Source organism: Amycolatopsis sp. NPDC004079 (genome assembly GCF_040610415.1).
Taxonomy (GTDB): Bacteria; Actinomycetota; Actinomycetes; order Mycobacteriales; family Pseudonocardiaceae; genus Amycolatopsis; species Amycolatopsis halotolerans.
This window is the reverse complement of record NZ_JBEXMH010000030.1, coordinates 14968-36748: the sequence shown is the minus strand read 5'-3', so window position 1 is coordinate 36748 and position 21781 is coordinate 14968. Positions and strand designations below refer to the sequence as shown.

Below are 21781 nucleotides of genomic sequence, written 5' to 3'. Positions count from 1 at the left end.
TCCTGCCCGCGCGGCGCCCGATCCAGGTGGGTTCGGCGTGCCGGAGGGTCGGAAACAACCCGTCCGGAGCAGGCGTCAGGAATCGTCAAACCTCTGCCGGTCGTTCACACTGTAGTGTGACGACCGTCACGAGAGGTGCACGACCATGACTCTAGGCGACAACGAGGTCACCCAGTCAGTCCAAGCTTCCTCCGGCGACCGCCGGGTGCAGGTACGCCGGGCGGCTCTGGCCGGTTCGATCGGCACCACCATCGAGTGGTACGACTTCTTCCTCTACAACACCGCCGCCGCGTTGGTCTTTCCCCATCTGTTCTTCCCCGCTTCCTCCTCGTACGCGGGGGTCATGCAGTCGTTCGCCACCTACGCGGTCGGTTTCGCGGCCCGCCCGATCGGCGCGGCGATCTTCGGCCATTGGGGCGACCGGCTCGGCCGCAAGGCGACGCTCATCGTGACGCTCCTGCTGATGGGCCTGTCCTCGGCGGTGGTCGGCCTGCTTCCGGGCGCAGCGACGATCGGCATCGCGGCCCCACTGATCCTGGTCCTGCTGCGGCTGGTGCAAGGCATCGCGATCGGCGGCGAGTGGAGCGGATCGGTGCTGCTGGCCATGGAATGGGGCGACCAGCGCCGGCGCGGGCTGCTGGCAAGTTTCGCGCAGGTCGGCGTTCCGGTCGGACTCGTACTGGGAACCGGCGGGATGACCTTGCTTTCCGCGACGCTGTCCCCGGACGCCTTCTCCTCGTGGGGCTGGCGGATCCCGTTCCTGCTGAGCCTCGTTTTGGTGGCGATCGGCCTGGTCATCCGGCTGCGCATCCTGGAAACGCCGATGTTCGCCGCCGCCGTCGCGGCCAACCGCACCTCGAAAGCGCCGGTGAAGGACGTCGTCCGCCACCACTGGCGGGAAATCCTGCTGTCGGCCGGTTTGCGGTTCAGCGAGCAGATGCCGTTCTACCTGTTCACCAGTTACGTCCTGCTCTATGTCGTGCAACGACCGGAATTCAGCAAAACGTTCGTGCTCAACGCGGTCCTGGTCGGCGCGGCGGCGGAACTGCTGCTGATCCCGCTGTTCTCCCAGCTCTCCGACCGGATCGGCCGCAAACAGGTGTACCTGACCGGCGCGGTGCTGACCGGCGTGATCGCGTTCCCGTACTTCACCGTGCTGACCCACAGCGGCCACGCGATGATCTTCCTGGCGATCATCGTGTCCCTGGTGGCGCACTCGATGCAGTACGGCCCGCAGGCGGCGCTGATCGGGGAAAGCTTCCCGACGCATCTGCGCTACGGCGGCGCGGGGCTGGGATACCAACTGGCGTCGGTGTTCGCGGGCGGCCCCGCACCTCTGCTGGCTGTCTGGCTCCTGCACACCACCGGCACGCCGTATTCGATTTCGATCTACATCGTCGCTTCGGTCGTGGTGACCGTGCTGTGTGTGATCGCGCTGCCCGATCGTTCGAAGGCCGACATCGACGACGCCACCGTGTACGTCCGCTGATGCGCCCCGGCGGCCTTGCCCGCCGGGCGAATATGCATAGCCGAGAACTCCCGCCGCTCCTCGGCCGCCGGTAGCGTCGGAAACCGCCGTGTCCCCTGCCGAGGAGTTCGAATGCGGACACCCGTGATCATCGACGCGCTGCGCACGCCGTTCGGCAAGCGCAACGGCGAACTCGCCGGGCTGAAGGCGGTGGAGCTGCTCCGGCATGTCCAGCTCGAAGTGATCCGGCGAAACGGCCTCGAACCGGAGGAGGTGGACCAGATCGTCGGCGGATGCGTGACCCAGGCCGGCGAGCAAAGCCTCAACATCACCCGCAACGCCTGGCTCAACACCGGCGCCGACTTCCGGGTCGGTTGCTCCACTGTGGACGTTTCCTGCGGTTCGGCGCAGCAGGCCAACCACATGGTCGCCGGGCTGATCGCCTGCGGGGCCGTCGACGTCGGCATCGGGTGCGGGGTCGAGTCGATGAGCCGGGTGCCGCTCGGGGCCAATCTTTACCAAGGGCCGGGCCATTACAAGACCGCCGACTACCCCTGGGACGACCCGCCCAAGGCGCAGTTCGGCGGCGCCGAGCGCATCGCTGCGAGGGAGGGCTTCACCCGGGCCGACGTCGACGAGTTCGGCCAGTGGTCCCAGGAAAAAGCGGCGAAGGCGCGCTCCGCCGGGATCTTCGATCGGGAAATCGTGCCCATCGAGGCTCCGGTCCTGGACGAGGACGGGAAGCCCACCGGCGCCACCCGGCAGGTGCGCCATGATCAGGGCATCCGCGAGACCACCCTGGAGGGACTGGCGGCCCTGCGGCCCAACGTTCCGGACGCGGTGCACACCGCGGGGACGACCTCGCAGCTCTCCGACGGCGCCGCGGCCGTGCTGTGGATGTCCGAGGAGAAAGCGGCCGCGCTCGGGCTGCGTCCCCGGGCGCGGATCCGGCATATGGTGGTCACCGGCGCCGATCCCTACTACCTTCTCGACGGACCGGTCGCGGCCACCCGGAAGATGCTCGAACGCAGCGGGATGAGCCTGTCCGGCATCGCCCGGTACGAGGTCAACGAGGCCTTCGCCGCGGTCGTGCTGAACTGGGCGAAGGCCTTCCGCGCCGACCCCGGCAGGCTTAACGTGCACGGCGGCGCGATCGCGCTCGGGCATCCGGTCGGCGCCACCGGGGCACGGCTGATCGCCTCCGCCCTCCACGAACTGGAGCGGATCGACGCGGAACACGCCTGGATCACCATGTGCTGCGGCGGTTCCCTGGGCACCGGCACCTTGCTCGAGCGGATCTGACCCGATGGACGCCGACGAGTTCTACCGCCACGCGCGCACCGATCGGACCGGTCCCCTGCACGGCGTCCGGGTCCTCGACGTCACCAAGGTGTGGTCCGGGCCGATGGCCGCCTGCGTGCTGGCGGACCTCGGCGCCGAGGTGATCCGGGTGGAGATGCCCGGAAACCGCGAGGGCACGCTGCCGCCGCACATCCCCGGCACCAGCCTGTCCTGGTTCCGCGAGACCGTTCACCGCAACAAGCGCAGCGTCGGGCTCGATCTGCGGGTGCCCGAGGCACGCCCGGTGTTCCGCAAACTGGTCGCCACCGCCGACGTCGTGCTGGAAAACTACAAGCCGGGCACCCTCGACGCTTGGGGCGTCGGCTACGCCGCCTGCCGCGAGGTGCGCGCGGACCTCGTTTTCGTGTCCATTTCGGGCTGGGGCCAATACGGGCCGGACGCCGACCGAGCGGGCTACGACCCCATCACCCAGGCCGCGAGCGGGTGGATGTCGCTCAACGGCGACGCCGACGGGGGTCCGGTCCGCGCGCCGACCTTCCTCGCCGACGACCTCGCAGGGTTGCACGGCGCGCTCGGCGCGCTCGCCGCTCTCCGGCATCGGGACAGCACCGGCGAGGGCCAGCACGTGGATGTGTCCATGTTGGACTCCCTGCTGTTCCAGAGTTCGGGTTTCCTCACCCTCGGCGCGACCGGCGCCACGCCGCGCAGATGGGGCAACGAGACCGACTTCGCGGTCCCAGCCGGGCTCTTCCGCTGTGCGGACACCGACATTTACCTCGTGATCACGCTCAACAAGCACTGGCGCCAGTTCGCCGAGGTCATCGGGCGCCCGGAACTGGCCCGGGCCGCCGGCTACGCGACCAACGAGGACCGCCGGGAGCACCGGGACAAGGTGAACGCCGTGGTGAGCGAGTGGTGCGCCCGGCATCCGGCCCGGTATGTCGTCGATACGCTCCGCGCGGCCGGGCTGATCGCCGAACGGGTCCGCACCTTCGGCGAGGTCGCCGCGGACGCCCATGTCCGCGCCCGGGACATGCTGGTGGACACCGAACTGTGCACCGGCGAGCGCGCGCCGTTGACTGGGCCCGCGGTCAAGTTCTCCGGCACCCCGACCGGGGTCCGCAGCGCCGCACCGCGCCCGGGTGCGGACACCGGCGAGGTGCTGCGTGGCATCGGGCTGAGCGACCGGGAGCAGGACCGGCTCCGGGAGCGACGGGCGATCTGAACCGCCCGGTCTCATGTGGACGGTCAGAGCGGAGCGAGGAGGAACGATGACCGCCGATCCGACACCACGCCTGCGCCTGTTCGAGCTGGCCACCGGATATTACGCGGCCAACGCGCTCTACACGGCCGCGCGGCTCGGCCTGGCCGACGAACTGGCCGCCGGTGCCGTCGAATACGGCGAGCTGGCCCGCCGAGCGGACGCCGATCCCGCCGCGCTGCTCCGGCTGCTGCGCTTGCTGGTCGCGGCCGGGGTGCTCGACGAACAACCATCCGGAGCCTTCTCGCTGACCGACATCGGCGACGGATTGCGCGCAGGCGCGGAAGATTCGCTGCGGGATGTCGTGCTGCAGTTCGCCACGCCGTGGCAGCAACGCAGCTGGAACGCGCTGGAGCACAGCGTGCGCACCGGCCGGTCCGGCTTCGAAGAGGCGACCGGCACCGATGTCTTCGCGTTCCTGGCGGCGAATCCAGCGGAAGCCGCGGTCTTCGACCGGTCGATGACGTTCTTCGCCTCCGGGGTCGCCCGCCAGGTGGCCGAGTCCTACGACTTCTCCGGGCTGGGCACGGTCGCCGACGTGGGCGGCGGGCACGGCGCCCTGCTCACCGCGATCCTCGAATCGTGTCCGGACTTGCGCGGGATCCTCTTCGACCTGCCGCACGTGATCGACCAGGCGCGGGAAAAGCTGCGCGGCCGCCCGGTACGCGATCGCCTCGAACCGGTTCCGGGCGACTTCTTCACCTCCGTCGTTTCCGGCGCGGACGCGTATGTCCTGAAAAGCGTCATCCACGACTGGGACGACCGCAGCAGCGGGAAGATCCTGACGAACTGCCGCGAGGCGATGCCGCCGGACGCCGTGCTGCTCCTGGTCGAAATGCTCCGCCCGGAATCGGCCGAACCGTCCGCGGAGAGCCGGATGGCGACCGGGAGCGACGTCAACATGCTGGTGCACACCGGCGGCCGCGAACGCACCGAGACCGAGTACCGGAAACTCCTGCGTGACAACGGCTTCGCGGTCTCGGACATCGTAGCGGTGCGGACCCGGTGGAGCGGCCTGCGGATGTCGAGCATCATCGAGGCCAGGCCGGTCTGAACCCGTCAGGCGGCCGGCTCGAACGCCGTGGGCACGGTCAGCAGACAGGCCATCGACTCCACGAACAGGTACAGCACGCGGAAGAAGCCGAGCACGCAACCACGTTCCAGCAACAACATCCGGTACATCACCGCGCGGGCCGGCGGGTACCCGGCGAAGAGTTCCCGCCAGCCCTGGGCCGTCGCCGTGATCAGGTACTCCGCCTGTTCGGCTGCCTCCCGGTCCACGATCTCGCCGCGGACGCACCTGCCCGCATCCCAGTGCAGCAGCAGGAAACCGCGCCCTTCGTCGTCGCGCACCCCGAATGCCCAGCGCGCGCGGAAGCCTGCCCGGGCGCGGTCGATCCACTCCCAATAGCTCGGCACCGCCCGGCACCGGTCCTCCGGACCGGGTCCGGCGTCGACGGCCGCGCACACCCGGCAGGCCCAGTCAGCGGTGAAGAAAGCGGCGACACCTGGTTGGGTCCGCATCTCAGCCTCCGGCGAGTTCCGGCTGGACCGCGTCCAGCAGCAGCGAAAGGTCGAAGGGCAAGGCGATTCCGACGTCGCGGAGCTTTCTCCGCAACTGCCCGATCATTAGCAGGCGGACCTCCTCGCCGGTCCAGCCGAGGGGTTCGTAGTCGAAGTGCCTGCTGGCCGCCGCGGCCAGCCGCAAGATCACCCGGAGGGTGCGATGCAGTTCCACCGCCGTCGCCGGATCGCGGGCGACGCTGTCTCGCAGGAAACGCATCCCCGCCTGCACGTGCCGGGCCTCGTCGCGGCACACCGCGGTGAACCCCGCGCGATACCCGGGCAGCACTCCCCGGTTCCGGCAGAAGCTCAGCGTCACTTTCATCACCGACAGCGCGAGCACGCCCTCGATCCACAGGAAGTACGTGGTGCCGAACCGCACCCGGGCCGCCTGGTCGTCCGGCCGCCGCCGCAGCTCGTCGGACTGGTATGCGAGCAGCCCGAACGGACCGGCGAACGTCTCCGCGACTCGCCCGAACGTCGTGTCCAGCACGGCGAGGATGTTCTCGCCCGGCAACCCGGCCGCCTCCGTGCAGAAGCGGTCGAAGAACACCGTGTGCCGCGCTTCGTCCTCGAGCTGGCTGGCCAGGAAAACTTTCTCTTCCTCGCCGGCGCCGAGCAGGAACACCGGCAGCTCCGCCTCGACCTGCCGCTCGCCGTGGTGCAATCCGGCGGCCACCGACAGGAAGGCGGTGCGCTCGGCCTCGGTCAGCCGGTCGGTCCAGTCTCGCCGGTCGGCGGTGAAGTCCAGTTCGTAGACATCCCACCGCTGGCGCAGGTATCGCCGGTACAGCGCCGGGTAGTCCGGCAGGTTCTTGAGGTCCCGGTGCAGATAGCCGAGCATGTCGTCGATGTCGACCTCGGCGAGGCGGCCGAGCCCGGAACTCTCCGGCGCGGCGCGCGGATCGGCCGGGGTCACCGGTTCGCTCATCGGACTCCCACCCGGCCGTCGTCTTCTCGGCTCGCCCGCCGACGACGTTAGGCCATGCGTTCGCGACCCCACAGGGTTCGACGTATGACAACAGGCGCCGCCCATATGACGATCGGATTCGCTCCTTGGTGGCTTCTCCCGCCGCTCGTTACAGTCGGAATCACCGCGAATTCGACCGTTTTTCCTTGCGGTGCGCGGAGAACGACTGGTCTGGAGGGACACTGTGCAAGGACGATTCGCGATCGTCACCGGTGCCTCGCGGGGCATCGGCCGCGGTGTCGCCCTCCGCCTCGCGCGCGAGGGCTACCACGTCGCCGGGTGTTCGACCGCCGCGGGCGTACGGGCGGAGAAGACCCGGGGCGAAATCGAGGAACTGGGAGTACGCACCTATTTCGCACCCTGCGACGTACGGGATTCCGCCGCGGTCGAGGAGTGGTTCCGTGCCGCGTCCGCCGAACTCGGGACGCCCGAGGTGCTGGTCAACAATGCCGGCGTGCACCGGGACCGGTCGCTGGTCCTGATGTCCGAAACGGACTGGCGGACCGTTCTCGACACCAATCTCACCGGTTCCTGGAATTTCTGCCGGACCGCGGTATTCGCCTTTCTGAAACAGCGCCGCGGCACGGTGGTGAACATGTCGTCCATCGCCGGGCTGTACGGAAACGCGGGCCAGAGCAACTACGCGGCGAGCAAAGCCGGTCTGATCGGGATGAGCAAATCCCTGGCGAAAGAGGTCGCCGGATACGGCGTCCGCGTGAATGTGGTCGCCCCCGGCTTCATCGAGACGGACATGACCGACGAGTTTTCCGGGAAGAAGCGCGATCAGGCGCTGGCGAAGATTCCGCTGCGGCGTTTCGGCTCGCCGGCCGACGTGGCGGAACTCGTCGCGTTCCTGGCCTCCGAACGCGCCGGATACATCACCGGTCAGGTGTTCGGGGTCGACGGCGGGATGACGCTGTGACCGCCGCTGACCTGGCCCGGCCGTTGCGCGCGGTGGACCGGCTGGAAATCGAGCCGGTCGCGGCCGGCGGGCGGCTCGTCCGCGCCTGGAAGCTCGTCACCGCGGCCGATCCCTATCTCGGCGGCCACTTCCCGGGGCTGACCATCTACCCCGGGCTGTTCCTGCTGGAAACCCTGCACCAGGCTGTGCTCGAGACACACGACGGCGCGCTGCCGCGGATCCGGCGCGTGCGCTCCATCCGATGCCTCAGCCCGGTCTTCGAGGGGCACACCGTGCGCGTCGACGCGATGGTCGAACCGGAACGCCCGGGGGCTGTCTTCGAGGTGCGCGCCCGCTGTTTCCGCGACGACCGGAAGGTCGCCACCCTGTCCGTGGAGTTCGGCCGCGCCGGTGACCGCGATGGCTGAACTCCCCCGCCTCGGCCACGACGCGATCCGCGCGCTGTTGCCGCACGGCTGGCCGGTGGTGCTGCTGGACCAGGTGCTCGACCACGTCCCGGGCGCGTCGCTCAGTGCCGTCAAGGCGATCTCCGGTTGCGAGCCATGCTTCGCCCAACTGCCTGCCGGCACCCCCGCGTCCGGCTATGCGTACCCGACCTCGCTGCTGATGGAGTCCTTCGGCCAGGCCGCCGCGGTGCTGTGGCTGCTCGGCGAAGAGGCACGCGAGCCCGACGAAGTCCTGATGTTCGCGGTGGCCCGCGACTGCGAGTTCGAGGGCAGCGCCTTTCCCGGCGATGTCCTGCGGCACGAGGTGCGGCTCGACCATGTGCTGCCCGGCACCGCGTTCGCGACCGGCGAGACCTGGGCGGGGCGGCGGCGCATCGCGCGGATGGGTTCTTTCGCCGCGGTCACCAGACCGGCGAGCCGGCTGCCCGCGCCCGGCGGCCTGCCGATCGACAGTTCGACCCGATAGGAGCAAGAGATGACACACGTGACCGACCGGCTCGGCGAGCTCCGGGAGATCGTGACCGAGGTGCTCGAACTCGAGCCCGGCGAACTCGATGACACCGGCGACTTCGTCGACGAGTACGAGGGCGATTCGTTGCGCGCCATCGAGATCCTCGCGCGCATCGAGAAGAAGTACAAAGTGGAGATACCGCAGTCCGAGCTGGCCGAGATGCGGAACCTGCGGCAGGTGTACGACGTGCTGGCCCGGCACGCCGGATGGCAGGCCTGAGCCGTGCACCGGGTGGTGATCACCGGGCTGGGCCCCGTGTCCAGCATCGGGATCGGCGCGAGCGCGTTCCGCCGGTCCCTGCGGGCGGGGCGGTCCGGGATCAGCCGCATCACCAGCTTCGACCCGAGCGGTTTCCCGCATGTCAACGGCGGCGAGGTCCCCGGCTTCGCCCCGGACCGGCTGCTGCGGCGGCTCGTCCCGGACCGCTGGGGCCGGTCGAGCCAGTTCGCCGCGGCCGCCGCGCGGCTGGCCGCCGACGACGCCCGGCTGCCGGCCGGGGAGATCCGCGCCGGCCGGGGCGGCGCGGTGCTGGGCACCACGAGCGGGGAGTCCCAGGTGGTCGAGGCGATCACCGGACAGTTGCTGGAGAACTCCTTCGAAGCCGTCCCCGGGGAGCTGTTCGCCCAGGCTCCCGCCGGGCGTCTCGCCGCCGCGGTGTGCGAGGAACTGGGGTTGACCGGTGAATCGCTGACGCTCGCGACCGCCTGTTCGGCGAGCAACTACGCCATCGCCTATGCCTACGACTGCCTCGCCCACGGCGAGGCCGACGTCATGTTCGCCGGCGGCGCCGATTCGGTGTGCCGGTGGGCGCACGCCGGTTTCTACCGGCTCGGCGCGCTCACCGCGGACGCCTGTTCGCCGTTCGACCTCAACCGCTCCGGCATCATCACCGGCGAGGGCGGCGCCGTGCTCCTGATGGAGACACTCGACCACGCGACCGCGCGCGGCGCCCGGATCTACGCCGAACTGCTCGGCAAGGGCATCAACTGCGACGCCAACCACATGGTCGCCCCGCACGCGGAGACGATCGCCGAGTGCATGCGCCTGGCGCACCGGGACGCGGGAGTCAAACCGGCCGAGGTCGACTACATCAGCGCGCACGGCACCGGCACGCCGACCAACGACGCGGTCGAGGCGCGCGCGGCGGCCGAGGTGTTCGGCGCGCGGATGCCGCCGATCAGTTCGATCAAATCGATGCTCGGCCACACCATGGGCGCGGCGAGCGGATTCGGCGCGATCGCCAGCGCGTTGGCCATCGCCTACGGCTTCCTGCCGCCCACCATCAACTGGCACACCCCGGATCCGGAGCTGGGCGGTCTCGATCCGGTGCCGAACACCGCGCGGGCGGCGAAGGTGCGGATCGTGCAGAACAACGGGTTCGCCTTCGGCGGCAACAACGCGATCACGATCCTGGGGGCGTGCTCATGACCGGCATCGTGGTGACCGGCTGGGGCGGGCTCAGTTCGGCGGGGCTCGACCACCAGGCGTGGACCCGGTGCCTTCGCGACGGTGCCGGACCTTCCCGGGAGCCGGTGGCCGAGCTCGACGGCGCGGCGCTGCCGCGGCCGACCCCGCATGTCCTCAGCGAGTTCGACCGCCGGGAAGCGCTGGGCCGCAAGGGAACCCGCTTCTTCGACCGGGTCACCGCGTTCGCGCTGACCGCCTGCGGCGCCTCGCTGCGCGACAGCGGGCTCCCGCTGGACGACTCGTCCCGGCACCGCGTCGGCATCACACTCGGCACCACCCTGGGCAGTTTTCGTTCCACGAGCGACTACAGCCGGGAAACTCTGGAACAGGAGAAGCCCTATCTGGTGAACCCGGTGCTGTTCCCGAACACAGTGATCAACTGCGCCAGCGGCCAGGCCGCGATCTGGTTCGGGCTCAAGGGTGCCAACACCACCGTCGCCGGCGGGCACACGACCTTCCTGAACGTGCTGCGCTACGCCGCGAACGCGTTGCGCACCCGGACCGTGGACGCCATGCTCGCCGGCGCGGCCGAAGAGCTGAGCCCGCTGTCGGCGTGGCTCGCCCACCATCTGCACCCCGACGGTTCCAGTCCGGCCGGAGAGGGCGCCGCGGTGTTCACCCTGGAACGCGCCGAAGACGCCCAAGCCCGCGGACGGCCCGCGGACGCCGAGGTCCTCAGCGTCGCCACGGCGTTCCAGTCGCGTGGCGCGGAGGCGTCCGCGGTGGTCGCGAATTGCCTCCGGCAGGCCCTCGACCTCGCGGAGACGCGCCCGGACGAACTCGATCTGGTAGTCACCTCCGGCACCTCGGAGGACCGGGAACTGGACGCGGTACTGGGCCCCCGGGGACCGGAACGCCTTGACGTCAACGAACTTCTCGGCGAATGCCAGGCCGCCAGCGGAGCCCTGCAGGCCGCCGCGGTGCTCGCGCTGCACCGGGAGGACCCCGGCCGCGACGGGCGACGGTCCCTGCTCGTCGCGCACGACGCCGACGGCGGGATGGCCGCAGCCGTGCTGAGGGGGTGGAGCCGTGCCGGCAGCGATTCTGAGTAGCGCGGTGCGCACCTGCCTCGGCAACGGCGAAGCCACCTTCCGCGCGCTGCTCGACGGCCGCGACGGCCTTGGCCCGTTGCGCTGCGGAGCTCCGGAACGGCTCAACGTCAGCCGCGGCTACCACGTCCTCGACGACCCGGAACGGCCGTTTCGCGCGACGCACTGGCTGGCTCGCTGCGTGGCCGAGGCTGTCGCCGCCTCCGGCCTCCGGCTCGACGAACACCGCGCCGCCGCGATCGTCGGCACCGGGCTGCGGGAACTGCACGAGGTCGAACGCTCCCGCGAGGTCCCGGCCGAACGGCTGCACTTCGAGAGCGCGCTGCGCGAGGTCGCCCCGGGGCTGGAATCGGTGCTCACGGTGTCCGCCGCGTGCAGCGCCGGCGGGCACGCGCTCGCGCTGGCCCTGGATCTGCTCGAACTCGGCGACGCGGAAATCGTGATCGTCGGCGGCGCCGACGGGATGACCGAGTCCATGCTGAGCATGATCGGCCGGGTCGCCGACCGGCCCGCCGACCGGATCCGCCCGTTCGACGTCGAGCGTCAGGGCGTGCTCCTGGGCGAAGGCGCGGCGGCCCTGGTCCTGGCCGGGGAGGGCCGCGGCGGCGGCCTCGGCCGGGTGCTGTCCACGGGCTTGTCCTGCGACGCGTTCCACGAAACCGCTCCGGACGCCGCCGGAATCCGGCGCGCGATGGAGGACGCGCTGCGCCGCGCCCGCCGGGAACCCGGGGATGTCGAACTGGTCTTCGCGCACGGCACCGGCACTTCGCTCAACGATCCGACGGAGGCCACCGTCTTGAGCGGCCTGCTGCCCGGCGCGGCGGTCACCGCGCTGAAAGGCGCGATCGGGCACACCTCGGGCGCTTCCGCCCTCCACAGCCTCGACGTCGCGTTGCGCTGTCTTCGCGAAGGCGTGGTGCCGCCGATCGCCGGGTTGCGCCGCCCCATCCCGGAAGCGGAGGCGCTGCGCCTCGTCCGCGACCGCGCGATCCCGGCGAGCGCCCGGCTGGCACAAGTGGACGCGTTCGGGTTCGGCGGGGTCAACGCGGTGACCCTGCTCGAGGCGGCGGCATGACCGCGGCCGGTCCGGAGCGGGCAGGGGTCGCCGCGTGGAGTGTGCACCTCCCCGGCGTCGCGGGCGCGACACTGGCTCCCGGTCTCGGCTCCTCCCCCGCCGAACCGGCCGGTCGCGCCCACGAACTGCTCGGCCGCAAGGGATTGCTCTACAAGGACGAGGCCACCCGGCTCGCGCTCTGCGCGGTGCACCGGCTGCTGCGCCGGCCGCCTCGCGCGCCGCGGCCGGCCGGGCCGCCGGATCCGCGCACGGCGGTCGTCGCAAGCTGCAACCTCGGCAACGTCGGCCTGGTCAGGGAAGTGACGGACACGGTCCGCGCGCGCGGCGGCCACGAGGTGAGCCCGCTGCAGGCGCCGAACGCGTCCAGCAACGTCGTCGCCAGCGCTGTCGGGATGTGGTTCCGTTGGGGCGGCCCGAATCTGCTGGTGTGTTCCGGCGAGCGCAGCGGATTCGACGCGCTCGCGATCGGCGGACGGCTGCTGCGCGCCAACCGTGCCGAGCAGGTCGTCGTGGTGGGCTGCGAGCCGTCCGACCCGGTGGCAGCCGCCCTGTATGCGGCGAGCCGCCCCGGGCGTGTCCTGCGCGCCGCGGCGGCCGCGGTCTTGCTGCGGCCTGCTGACCACGCCCACGAGCCGATCATGGTCTTGCCGGAAGATCCCGCACCCTCAGTCGACGAGGATTTCGCCGCCGACACCTACGGCGCACGAGGCGTGCTGGAACTGGCGGTCACCGTGGCCCGGACGGCGAACCTCCCCTGTCCGCGGCAGACCGGCGACGCCGAGGTTCACGGGGCGCCGCGATGAACTCCGCGATCGGTCTGCACGAACTCGGCGCGCCCGACGGAGACGGCCCCGTCGTGCTGCTGGCGCACGGGATGGAGGACCACTGGCGGAGCTGGCTGCCGCTGCGCGACCGGCTGCCCGCGAACTGGCGGATCGCCGCCGCCGACCTGCCCTGGCGCGGCGGCAACGACTACCGGTGGCGCCGCGAGGCCTGCGGCGGGGCCTGGCTGCGCCGCGCGGAGGACCTGCTCGGCGCCCAGGCGGACGTGCTGATCGGACATTCCTTCGGCGCCAACGCGGTCCTGCAGCGGCTGACCCTGCCCGGCGGGGAACGCGCGCGGGCCGCGGTGGCCATCGCCCCGTTCGTCCGCGAACCGGAACTCGCGGTGACCTGGCGGACGTTCGAACGTTCCCAGGAGAGCTTCGACCAGGTCATCCGGGAAAGTCTCACGGTGCGGCTCGGCGAGCGCGCCGCGAGCGTCTCCGGGGAACTGCGCCGGTCCATCGCGCGGAAGATGATCGACCGGATCGGCCCGGTCGGCTTCCTCGCCCTCTTCGAGCAGTTCGTGGACAGCGCCGAACTGGCGCTCGAGCCGGTCACGGTGCCGACCCTGATCACCGCGGGCGCCAGCGATCCGGCGCTGAGCGGAGCCCGGGCCGAATCGCTGGCCGCGCGCATGCCCAGCGCGACCCTCCGGATGCGCGAGCACTACGAGCATTTCTGCCACGTACGGCAAGCCGACGATCTCGCACTGGCTGTCGTCGAGTTCGTCGAGGACAGCCTCTCCGGGCCGGCCGAGCCCCTGGCACGAAAGGACGGAACCCGATGACCACGGTCGAGGAACGCGCCATCACCGCCACGGCGCGGCCGCGCTACGAGGGTGCGAACATCCGCACCTGGATCGGCTTCAAGCACTTCATGTACCTCGCCGAGGACGCGGTGCTGGAATGGTTCCGGCAGAACGGTTTCGCCCCGGGGTCGCTCTACCACCGGCACGGCCTCGGGCTGGAGATCGTGGATTCCTCGGTGCTGCTGCCCGCAGTGCTCGACGTGGACGATTCGGTCGCCGCCGAGGTGCGGCGGCAGACGCCGAGCCGGTTCGCCGTGCGACTGCGGGTGCGCCGGGCCGGCGGCGAAGAGGTGGCGCTGCGCGGCAAGCTCACTGTCGCGCTGGTTCGCGAACGCGACGCCCCCGGCGACCGGCCGCCGCCAGCCGAGCTGGCTCCGCTCGCGGTGTCCGCTGTGGACGATCTCGCGGAGCGGGTCGAGCATCCGGCCGGAACGGACGAGGAGGTTTCCGCGTTGCTCGCCCCGGCCTTCCGCCATTCCTTCCGCGCGTCCTATGTGTACTGCCACTATTCCGACCGCGTCCAGCACTCGGCCTACGTCCGGACGCTCGAGGACGTGGTGGACCGGTTCCTGCACTCGCGGGGCCTGTCGGTCAGCCGGATGCTCGCCGAGCGCGGCTGGATCCCGGTGGTCTCCAAAGCGCGGGTGACCCTCACCGCCGACGCGCATATGGACGAGATCGTGCACACCGCGTTCCAGGTGCGCGACGTGCTCAAGGAGACCACCTACGACGCCACGATGGACTGCTACGTGCGCCGCGGCCCGCGGCTGCTGCGCGTTGCCGCCGCGCGAATCCAGCACGGCTACGCGATCAGCCGCGGCGAACAGGCGGGCACGCTCGCCCGGCTCGACCCCGGGGTGCTCGGCGCGCTGACCGGGAGCCGATCGTGAAGGGCAGGCCCCGGGTGCACTTCTCCTTCCGCAGCCCGTTCAGCTGGATGGCGATCGAGCGGCTGCTCGACGAGATCCCGGACGCCTTCGCCGCCCTCGAATTCATCCCGTTCTGGGACCCGGACCCGTGCACCGCCGAGATGCTGGCCGAACGCGACGCCGAGTTCCACTACGTGCAGATGAGCAAGGCCAAGCACCTCTACATCCTGCAGGACACCAAGCGCCAGGCGCAGCGGCTCGGGCTTTCCATGCGCTGGCCGGTCGACCGCGACCCGTGGTGGGAGGTGCCGCACCTGGCCTGGCTGCGGGCCCGCCGCCTCGGCGCGGCACAGGAGTTCTACCGGGCGGTGTGCGACGCGCGGTGGGGGCACGGGCGGGACGTCTGCACCCTCGAGGCGGTGGCCGAACTGGCGGCGTCGATCGGGCTGGACGGCGCGCTGCTCGCGGGGGCGACCAAGGATCCGAGCATCCGCGACGAGGCGGCGGACTGCCTGGTCGCGGCCTACTTTGACGATATCTTCGGCATCCCGTACTTCCGGCTGGGCCGGCACCGTTTCTGGGGTCTCGACCGGCTGGAGGGCTTTGTCGCCGAGTACCGCGCCGCGGCCTCGTCCTCGCCGGCGCCGGACCGGGTGCAGTTCGTGGAAGCTCAGGTGCCGGTCGGCGCCTACGACACCGACACCGCGGGCGGCTGCGGCTGAAACCGCGGGGAAAGGCGGGCTGCATGCGAGAGCGCACCCCGGAAGAGGAACGGCTGCGCCGCCGCCAGCGTCTGGCCGCGGCGCTCCGGCTGTTCGCCGCGTACGGCTTCGACGAGGGCGCGGCCGGGCACCTGACCGCACGCGACCCCATCCTCGACGACCATTTCTGGGTCAACCCGTTCGGCGTCCACTTCGGCCGGATCCGCTGCTCGGACCTGCTGCTGGTCGACCACACCGGGCGGGTGGTCGAGGGCGAGCGGAAGATCAACCCGGCGGCCTTCGCCATCCACTCCCGGATCCACCTCGCGCGCCCGGACGTGGTCGCCGCGGCGCACAGCCACTCACTGCACGGCAGGGCCTGGTCCGCACTGGGCAGGCCGCTCGACCCGATCAGCCAGGACGCCTGCGCGTTCTTCGAGGACCACGTCGTGTTCGACGACTACGCCGGCGTGGTGCTCGACACCGCCGAGGGCGACCGGATCGCCCGCGCCCTCGGCGGCGGCAAGGCCGCGATCCTGCGCAACCACGGGCTGCTCACCGTCGGGCACACCGTCGAAGAGGCCGCCTGGTGGTTCATGTCGATGGACGGCTGCTGCCACGCCCAGCTGCTCGTCGAGGCGGCGGGCGCCCCGGTGCTCATCGATCCGGAGCGGGCGAGGGAAACCCGCGCGCAGATCGGCAGCCACGACCTCGCCCGGCTCAACTTCCGGCCGCTCTACGACCACATCGTCCACGAACAACCCGATCTGCTCGACTGATCAGGAGGCGCGATCCCGATGGCCGAACTGCTGCGCGGCTTCGCCGAACTCCGGCCGGACACGGCCGCGCTCGGCGACGAGACCGGCGAGCTCGCCTGGCCCGCCCTCGACGAACGGGTCAACCGCTGGGCGGCGGTGCTGCGCGGGCAGGGACTCGGGCTCGGCGACCGGCTGGCCATGGTGACCGGCAACGGCCGGGACACCTTCGCGGCGGTGCTCGCCTGTCTGCACACCGGCATCGTCGCGGTGCCGGTCAACCGGCAGCTGACCGCCGAAGAGATCGGCTACCTGCTGCGCGACTGCGAGGCCAAGGGCGTGCTCGCCGATCCAGCCTGTGCACCGGCGACCGCCGAGGCCGTGCGCCGCACCGGCGTCGCCCCGGCCGCCCGGCTGGTGACCGGGGCCGGGGAAACCGCCGGGTTCGCCGCGGCCGAACCGCTGCTGTCCACTGTGGACGACAAGGAACCGGAAGACCAGCGTTGCGGCGGCGTGCTGCTGTACACCTCGGGCAGCACCGGGGCGGCCAAGGGCGTGGTCAACGGCTTGTTCACGCTCGGCGCGCCGCTGGCCCGGGTGGCCGCGCTGGTCGACCGGCTGGGCTCCAGGCTCGGATTCGCCGGCGCGGGCCCGGCGTTGCTGGTCGGGCCCTGGCACCACTCCGCGCAGCTGTTCTTCTCGATGTTCCCGCTGCTCGCCGGAAACCGGCTCATCCTGCGCCAACGCTTCTCGCCGAGCGACACGCTGCGCGCGATCGAGGCCGAACGGGTCGGCAGCTGCCATCTGGTCCCCACCCAATTCGTCCGGCTGCTGCGGCTGCCCGAACCCGAACGCGCGCGGTTCAGCCCGAAGTGCCTGACCCGGGTCTGGCACGGCGGCGGTCCTTGCCCGGTCGAGGTGAAGCGCCGCATGATCGACTGGTGGGGCCCGGTCTTCACCGAGTACTACGCGGCGACCGAGGGCGGCATCGCCACGCTCATCGACTCGGAGACCTGGCTGGGCAAACCCGGCAGCGTCGGCAAGCCGATCCCGCCGAACGAACTGCTCGTCGCGGATCCGGCCGGCCGACCGCTGCCGCCGGGCGAACCGGGCCGGATCTACCTGCGCCGGCCGGCGGAACAAGACTTCCGCTACCACAACGCACCGGAGAAGACCGCCGCCGCGCATCTGGAACCCGGGGTTTTCACCTACGGCGACGAGGGTTTCCTCGACGAGGACGGCTTCCTGTTCCTCACCGGACGCTCCTCGGAGAAGATCGTCACCGGCGGGGTCAACGTCTATCCCAGCGAAATCGAGGCGGTGCTGCTCCGGCATCCCGCGGTGGCCGACGCCGCGGTCCTCGGCGTGCCGGACGAGGAATTCGGCGAACGGCTGCTCGCGCTCGTACAGGCCGAACCGGGCCGGGAGGACGAGGTGCCCGAGGCGCTGGACCGGCATTGCCGCGCGCATCTGGCCGGGTTCAAGGTCCCCCGCCGGTTCCGGCTCGTCGACTCGATTCCCCGCGAGCAGACCGGAAAACTGCGTCGCGCGCGGCTCACCGACCGCTACACGCGCGACGCCGGGCATCCGCTGGCCGATCCGGCGGGATTCGCGCACGGGGTGCCGCACGCGGAATTCGCCAGGCTGCGCCGCGATCTGCCGGTCGCGTGGGTCGAGGAACCGGCCAGGGCGGGCCGTCCGGCCGGCAGCGGTTTCTGGGCCCTCACCCGGCACGCCGACGTCGCCGCGGCCTCTCGCGCGCCCGAAACGTTCTCCTCGGCCGCGCGCGGCGCGTTCCTCGCCGATCCGAGCACACCGGAACAACTGGAGCGGACACGGCGGCTGCTGGTGAACATGGACGCGCCGGAACACAGCCGCGCGCGCAAGCTGGTGAGCGCCGCCTTCGGCCCGCGCGCGGTCCGCGCGGTGCGGGAATCCGTGCGCCGCAACGCAGACCGGATCGTGCGCGAGGCGCTGACGCGCGAGGAATTCGACGGCGTGCGCGATCTGGCCGCTGAACTGCCCTTGGTCGTCCTCGCCGATCTCCTCGGCATCCCGCGCGCCGACCGGCACCTGCTGTACCGGTGGAGCAACGGGCTGGTCGGATTCGACGATCCGGAGTTCGGCGGCGGCGACGTGGACGTCTATCGCGCGACCTTCTCCGAAGCCATCCGGTACGCGCTCGAAGTGGCCGAGGAAAAGCGCCGGAACCCCGCGGACGACGTGGTCAGCCTGCTGGTCACCAGCGAGGTCGACGGGCGCCGGCTGACCGAGCAGGAGTACGGCCAGTTCTGGATGCTGCTCGTGGTCGCGGGCAACGAAACCACCCGGCACGCCCTCTCCGGCGGCCTGCAGGCGTTGTTCGAGCATCCCGCCGAGCGGGACCGGCTCGCCGCCGACGAGAAGCTGGTGCCCGCCGCCACCGAGGAGATCCTGCGCTGGACGACCCCGATCATGCAGTTCCGGCGCACCGCGACCCGGGACGTCACGGTGGCCGGACAGCCGATTCCGGGCGGGGACAAGGTGGTGCTGTACTACGTCTCGGCCAACCGGGACGAGACGGTTTTCGCCGAACCCGGCCGGTTCGACGTCGGCCGCTCCCCCAACCCCCATCTGGCCTTCGGGGTAGGCCCGCATTTCTGCCTCGGCGCCGCGCTCGCCCGGCTGGAGATCGCCACCGTGCTGGAACTCCTGCGCCCCCGGCTGCGCGAACTCCGGCCCGCCGGACCGGCGGCGAGGCTCGAGTCGAACTTCATGAACGGGATCAAGTCGCTGCCGATCCGGCTGGGCCGCGGGCGGGCCGGATGACCGAATCGTTTCGCGCGTACGTCCGCGACTGGCTGCGCGAGCACGCCGCGACCGCCGCCGCCGCCTTCCGCGACGACGTGCCCGAACTGACCTCCGCCCGGCGCTTCCAGCGCGAACTGCACCGCGCCGGGCTGGCCGGGATCGACTGGCCCGCCGAGTACGGCGGCCGCGGCCTCGACACCGGCCACCGGCGGATCTTCGACGAGGAGGCCGGGCGGCACCGCCTGCCCACCGAACCGTTCGCCATCGGGCTGAGCATGGTCGGCCCCACCCTGCTCGACCTCGGCACCCCGCGGCAGCGAAGCCGGTACCTGCCGCCGTTGCTCGGCGGGGACGAGATCTGGTGCCAGCTGCTGTCCGAACCCGGCGCGGGATCGGACCTGGCCGCGGTGTCCTGCACGGCCGCCGCCGTCGACTCCGGCGGTTTCCGGGTGAACGGGCACAAGATCTGGAGTTCCCGGGCGCAGTGGGCCGACTTCGGGGTGCTCCTGGCCCGCACTCCGGAACCGGGACAGACGCGCCGCCACCGGCAGCTCAGCCTGATCATCGTGGACATGCACGCGGACGGCGTCACCGTCCGGCCGCTGCGCGACATGGCGGGCCGCGAGGTGTTCAACGAGGTTTTCCTCGACGACGTCGCGGTTCCCGCGGGCCAGGTGATCGGCGAACTCCGCGGCGGCTGGGCGGCCACGATGTCCATGCTCGAGCACGAGCGCCGGGGCACCAGCACCGGGCTGCGCGCCGACCGGGGCAGCGTCACCTTCGGCCGGCTCGCCGACGCCCTCCGGCGGGCCGGGCGGCCGGCGGACGCGCACACCCGGCAGCGGCTGGCCGAGTTCGCGGCGCGGGAGCGGGCCCTCGAACTGTTCCGGGTGCGGCTGGACCAGGAAATCAGGGCCGGTCGCCCGGTCAGGGCCCGCGGCTCGGCGGCCAAACTCGCCTGGGCCGAGCTGGACCGGTTCGCCGCCGAACTGACCGCGGAGCTTCTCGGCGCCGACGCGGTCAGCTGGCCCGCCGACGACCCGGACGGCGGCCGGTGGGGTACCGCGATGGCCGTCGCGCTGTCCACCGGGATCGCCGGCGGCACCGACGAAATCCAGCGCACCCTGATCGCCGAACGCGTGCTCGGACTGCCGAAGGGACGGTGAAAACCATGGATCTCCTGCCGACCGCGGAACAACGAAGCTTCGGCGACACGCTGCGCGGCCTGCTCCGCGCGGACTGCCCCAGCGCCCGAATGCGCGAGGTGATAGCGGAACCGCCGGGATGGGACCGTCCGCTGTGGCAACGGCTCGCTGGGGAACTGGGCGTGCTCGGCCCTGGGATCCCCGCCGGATACGGCGGATTCCCCGGCGGAGTCCGGGAACTCGCCGTGGTGGCGACCGAACTGGGCCGGGCGCTGGCACCGGTGCCGTTTCTCGGCGCCGCGCTCGCGGCCCGGGCGCTCGCGCGCGGCGCCGACCGGGACCGGTTGCTGCCCGGCCTGCTGGCGGGCCGGTCGCTGGTGCTCTGGGCTCCGGGCGGGCAGGTGTCCGAACGGGACGGTGCGCTGCACGGCCGGGTCCGTCTGGTGCCGCACGGCGCGGCTGCCGAAGTCCTGCTGGTGCCCGGAGCCCGCGACGTGTACCTGGTGCCCGGCGAGAGTCCCGGGCTCACCCGGATTCAACTGTCCACAATGGATCCTACCCGCCCGGCGTGCGCGCTCGAACTGTCCGGCGTTCCCGCGCGCGGGCTGGGCGCCGCCGACCCCGCGCGCCTGGTCGAGGAGATCGAAGACCTGGCCGCGATCTTGCTGGCCGCCGAACAGATCGGCGGTGCCGCCGCCTGTCTGGACCTCGCCGTGGCGCACGTGCGCCGCCGCGAGCAGTTCGGCCGCCCCATCGGGTCCTTCCAGGCCGTGCAGCACCGGTGTGCGGACATGTATGTCACCGCGCAGCTCGCCGAGGCCGCGGCCTGGCACGCCGCGTGCGCCGCCGATCTGCTGCCCGCCGAAGCCCCGGTCGCCGCGCGGGTGGCCGTACTCCGGTCCGCCGATGCCTACTGCCGGATCGCTGCGGATACCGTGCACCTGCACGGCGGGCTGGGGTTCACCTGGGAGCACGACGCCCAGCTGCACTACCGGCGCGCGCGAGCGGGCGCCCAGCTGCTCGGCGGTCCGGTCGCCCAGCGCGCGGTGCTTGCCGAACGACTCGGCGTTTAAGGCGTGGCCGACCAGAGCACCGACCGGACGCCGGAGGCGCGCAGGATTTCCGCGATCACCCGGGACTGCTCGGGGACGAGGTAGAAATGGCCGCCGGGAAAGACTTTCAGCTCGAAATCGGATCCGGTCGCCTCGGCCCATGCCCGCGCGGCCGGCACCCCGACCTCCGGATCGGCGTCGCTGACGCAGGCGAGCACCGGGCAGTCGACCTTTCCGGTGCCGGGCCGGTAGGTCTCGCTCATCGCGTAGTCGCCGCGCAGCGCAGGCAGCATCATCGCCCGCAGCTCGGGATTCTCCAGCAGCTCGGCGTCCGTGCCGCCAAGCCGCCGGAGTTCGTTCCACACCACTTCGTCGGGCTGCCGGTGCACGACACCCGCGACCGCGGGCCGCTGCCGTCCGGACACCGCGAGCAGCCGGACCCGGCCGCGCAACCTGCGAGCGACCTCGAAGGCCACCGCCGCGCCGAGGCTGTGGCCGAACAGCACCATCGGCCGGTCGAGGTACCGGCGCAGCGCACCGGCCACCTCGGCCGCCAGCGGCGCCAGCTCGTGGCGGGGCCGCTCGGACAACCGGTCGGCGCGGCCCGGGTACTGCACGGCGACCAGTTCGACCTCGTCGGGCAGGTCCCGCAGCCACGGACGGAAGAAGGCCGCGCTGCCCCCGCCGTGGGGAAAGCACACCAACCGGATCCCGCCCCGCAGCCGGGGCCGGTAGATCCGCAGCCAGTCGCCCGCCAAGTCCATCCGGAACGCCCTCCGACGCCGTCTCGTCCGCGTGCGGC

Annotated in this window: 22 protein-coding genes; 19 read left to right on the top strand and 3 right to left on the bottom strand. The window is 71.6% G+C overall.

From position 1 onward, the window contains the following. Positions 1 to 145 precede the first annotated feature (145 nt). The 4 genes from ABZX37_RS27720 to ABZX37_RS27705 all read left to right on the top strand — a co-directional run bounded on the left by ABZX37_RS27720 (position 146) and on the right by ABZX37_RS27705 (position 5085). Positions 146 to 1489, top strand: coding sequence for an MFS transporter (locus tag ABZX37_RS27720; RefSeq protein WP_354744329.1), 1344 nt, complete (start codon positions 146 to 148; stop codon positions 1487 to 1489). 111 nt (positions 1490 to 1600) lie between these two features. Next, complete coding sequence (locus ABZX37_RS27715) at positions 1601 to 2770, top strand: steroid 3-ketoacyl-CoA thiolase (RefSeq protein WP_354744327.1); 1170 nt, start codon at positions 1601 to 1603, stop codon at positions 2768 to 2770. Between the two features lie 4 nt (positions 2771 to 2774). Then, positions 2775 to 3995, top strand: coding sequence for a CaiB/BaiF CoA-transferase family protein (locus tag ABZX37_RS27710; protein WP_354744325.1), 1221 nt, complete (start codon positions 2775 to 2777; stop codon positions 3993 to 3995). Positions 3996 to 4041: 46 nt separating this feature from the next. Further along, positions 4042 to 5085, top strand: coding sequence for a methyltransferase (locus ABZX37_RS27705; RefSeq protein ID WP_354744323.1), 1044 nt, complete (start codon positions 4042 to 4044; stop codon positions 5083 to 5085). A gap of 5 nt (positions 5086 to 5090) precedes the next feature. Here the strand turns inward: ABZX37_RS27705 and ABZX37_RS27700 are convergent, their stop codons facing one another. Together ABZX37_RS27700 and ABZX37_RS27695 are read right to left on the bottom strand one after the other, a co-directional pair. Further along, complete coding sequence (locus ABZX37_RS27700; protein ID WP_354744321.1) at positions 5091 to 5555, bottom strand: hypothetical protein; 465 nt, start codon at positions 5553 to 5555, stop codon at positions 5091 to 5093. A gap of 1 nt (position 5556) precedes the next feature. Beyond that, complete coding sequence (locus ABZX37_RS27695) at positions 5557 to 6525, bottom strand: ribonucleotide reductase (protein ID WP_354744319.1); 969 nt, start codon at positions 6523 to 6525, stop codon at positions 5557 to 5559. Between the two features lie 223 nt (positions 6526 to 6748). On the opposite strand from ABZX37_RS27695, the gene fabG reads away from it, so the two are divergent. Genes fabG through ABZX37_RS27620 form a run of 15 tightly spaced genes read left to right on the top strand, consistent with a single transcriptional unit; the run spans position 6749 to position 21000 of the window. Continuing rightward, positions 6749 to 7486, top strand: coding sequence for a 3-oxoacyl-[acyl-carrier-protein] reductase (gene fabG, locus ABZX37_RS27690; RefSeq protein ID WP_354744318.1), 738 nt, complete (start codon positions 6749 to 6751; stop codon positions 7484 to 7486). Beyond that, entirely contained in the window at positions 7483 to 7893 is a 411-nt protein-coding gene (locus tag ABZX37_RS27685; protein WP_354744317.1) for a 3-hydroxyacyl-ACP dehydratase, read from the top strand. Before fabG ends, ABZX37_RS27685 begins: the two co-directional genes overlap by 4 nt. Next, entirely contained in the window at positions 7886 to 8398 is a 513-nt protein-coding gene (locus ABZX37_RS27680; RefSeq protein ID WP_354744315.1) for a beta-hydroxyacyl-ACP dehydratase, read from the top strand. Before ABZX37_RS27685 ends, ABZX37_RS27680 begins: the two co-directional genes overlap by 8 nt. A gap of 9 nt (positions 8399 to 8407) precedes the next feature. Then, a complete protein-coding gene (locus tag ABZX37_RS27675) occupies positions 8408 to 8662 on the top strand; it encodes an acyl carrier protein (protein ID WP_354744313.1) in 255 nt (84 codons plus the stop codon). 3 nt (positions 8663 to 8665) lie between these two features. Continuing rightward, a complete protein-coding gene (locus ABZX37_RS27670; RefSeq protein ID WP_354744311.1) occupies positions 8666 to 9871 on the top strand; it encodes a beta-ketoacyl-[acyl-carrier-protein] synthase family protein in 1206 nt (401 codons plus the stop codon). After that, positions 9868 to 10962, top strand: a complete 1095-nt coding sequence (locus tag ABZX37_RS27665; protein ID WP_354744309.1) for a beta-ketoacyl synthase N-terminal-like domain-containing protein — start codon at positions 9868 to 9870, stop codon at positions 10960 to 10962. Before ABZX37_RS27670 ends, ABZX37_RS27665 begins: the two co-directional genes overlap by 4 nt. Next, on the top strand, positions 10940 to 12034 hold the full coding sequence (locus ABZX37_RS27660; protein WP_354744307.1) for a beta-ketoacyl synthase N-terminal-like domain-containing protein: 1095 nt from the start codon (positions 10940 to 10942) through the stop codon (positions 12032 to 12034). Before ABZX37_RS27665 ends, ABZX37_RS27660 begins: the two co-directional genes overlap by 23 nt. After that, a complete protein-coding gene (locus ABZX37_RS27655; RefSeq protein WP_354744305.1) occupies positions 12031 to 12837 on the top strand; it encodes a beta-ketoacyl synthase N-terminal-like domain-containing protein in 807 nt (268 codons plus the stop codon). The genes ABZX37_RS27660 and ABZX37_RS27655 overlap by 4 nt, the downstream gene beginning before the upstream one ends. Then, positions 12834 to 13646: an alpha/beta hydrolase gene (locus tag ABZX37_RS27650; RefSeq protein WP_354744303.1), complete on the top strand. Its 813-nt coding sequence runs from the start codon at positions 12834 to 12836 to the stop codon at positions 13644 to 13646. The genes ABZX37_RS27655 and ABZX37_RS27650 overlap by 4 nt, the downstream gene beginning before the upstream one ends. Continuing rightward, positions 13643 to 14557 (top strand): thioesterase, encoded by a 915-nt coding sequence (locus ABZX37_RS27645; RefSeq protein WP_354744301.1) that lies wholly within the window; start codon positions 13643 to 13645, stop codon positions 14555 to 14557. Before ABZX37_RS27650 ends, ABZX37_RS27645 begins: the two co-directional genes overlap by 4 nt. Further along, positions 14554 to 15258 carry a DsbA family protein gene (locus tag ABZX37_RS27640; RefSeq protein WP_354744299.1) on the top strand — a complete coding sequence of 235 codons (705 nt, stop codon included), beginning with the start codon at positions 14554 to 14556 and terminating at the stop codon, positions 15256 to 15258. The genes ABZX37_RS27645 and ABZX37_RS27640 overlap by 4 nt, the downstream gene beginning before the upstream one ends. A 23-nt stretch (positions 15259 to 15281) precedes the next feature. Next, on the top strand, positions 15282 to 16016 hold the full coding sequence (locus ABZX37_RS27635) for a class II aldolase/adducin family protein (RefSeq protein ID WP_354744297.1): 735 nt from the start codon (positions 15282 to 15284) through the stop codon (positions 16014 to 16016). An 18-nt stretch (positions 16017 to 16034) separates the two neighbouring features. Then, a complete protein-coding gene (locus ABZX37_RS27630) occupies positions 16035 to 18800 on the top strand; it encodes a cytochrome P450 (RefSeq protein ID WP_354744295.1) in 2766 nt (921 codons plus the stop codon). Next, positions 18797 to 19948, top strand: a complete 1152-nt coding sequence (locus ABZX37_RS27625; RefSeq protein WP_354744293.1) for an acyl-CoA dehydrogenase family protein — start codon at positions 18797 to 18799, stop codon at positions 19946 to 19948. The genes ABZX37_RS27630 and ABZX37_RS27625 overlap by 4 nt, the downstream gene beginning before the upstream one ends. A gap of 5 nt (positions 19949 to 19953) precedes the next feature. Next, positions 19954 to 21000 carry an acyl-CoA dehydrogenase family protein gene (locus ABZX37_RS27620; RefSeq protein WP_354744291.1) on the top strand — a complete coding sequence of 349 codons (1047 nt, stop codon included), beginning with the start codon at positions 19954 to 19956 and terminating at the stop codon, positions 20998 to 21000. On the opposite strand, the gene ABZX37_RS27615 is transcribed toward ABZX37_RS27620, so the two are convergent. After that, entirely contained in the window at positions 20997 to 21743 is a 747-nt protein-coding gene (locus tag ABZX37_RS27615) for an alpha/beta fold hydrolase (RefSeq protein WP_354744289.1), read from the bottom strand. The two genes, ABZX37_RS27620 and ABZX37_RS27615, sit on opposite strands and share 4 nt — an antisense overlap. Positions 21744 to 21781 lie beyond the last annotated feature (38 nt).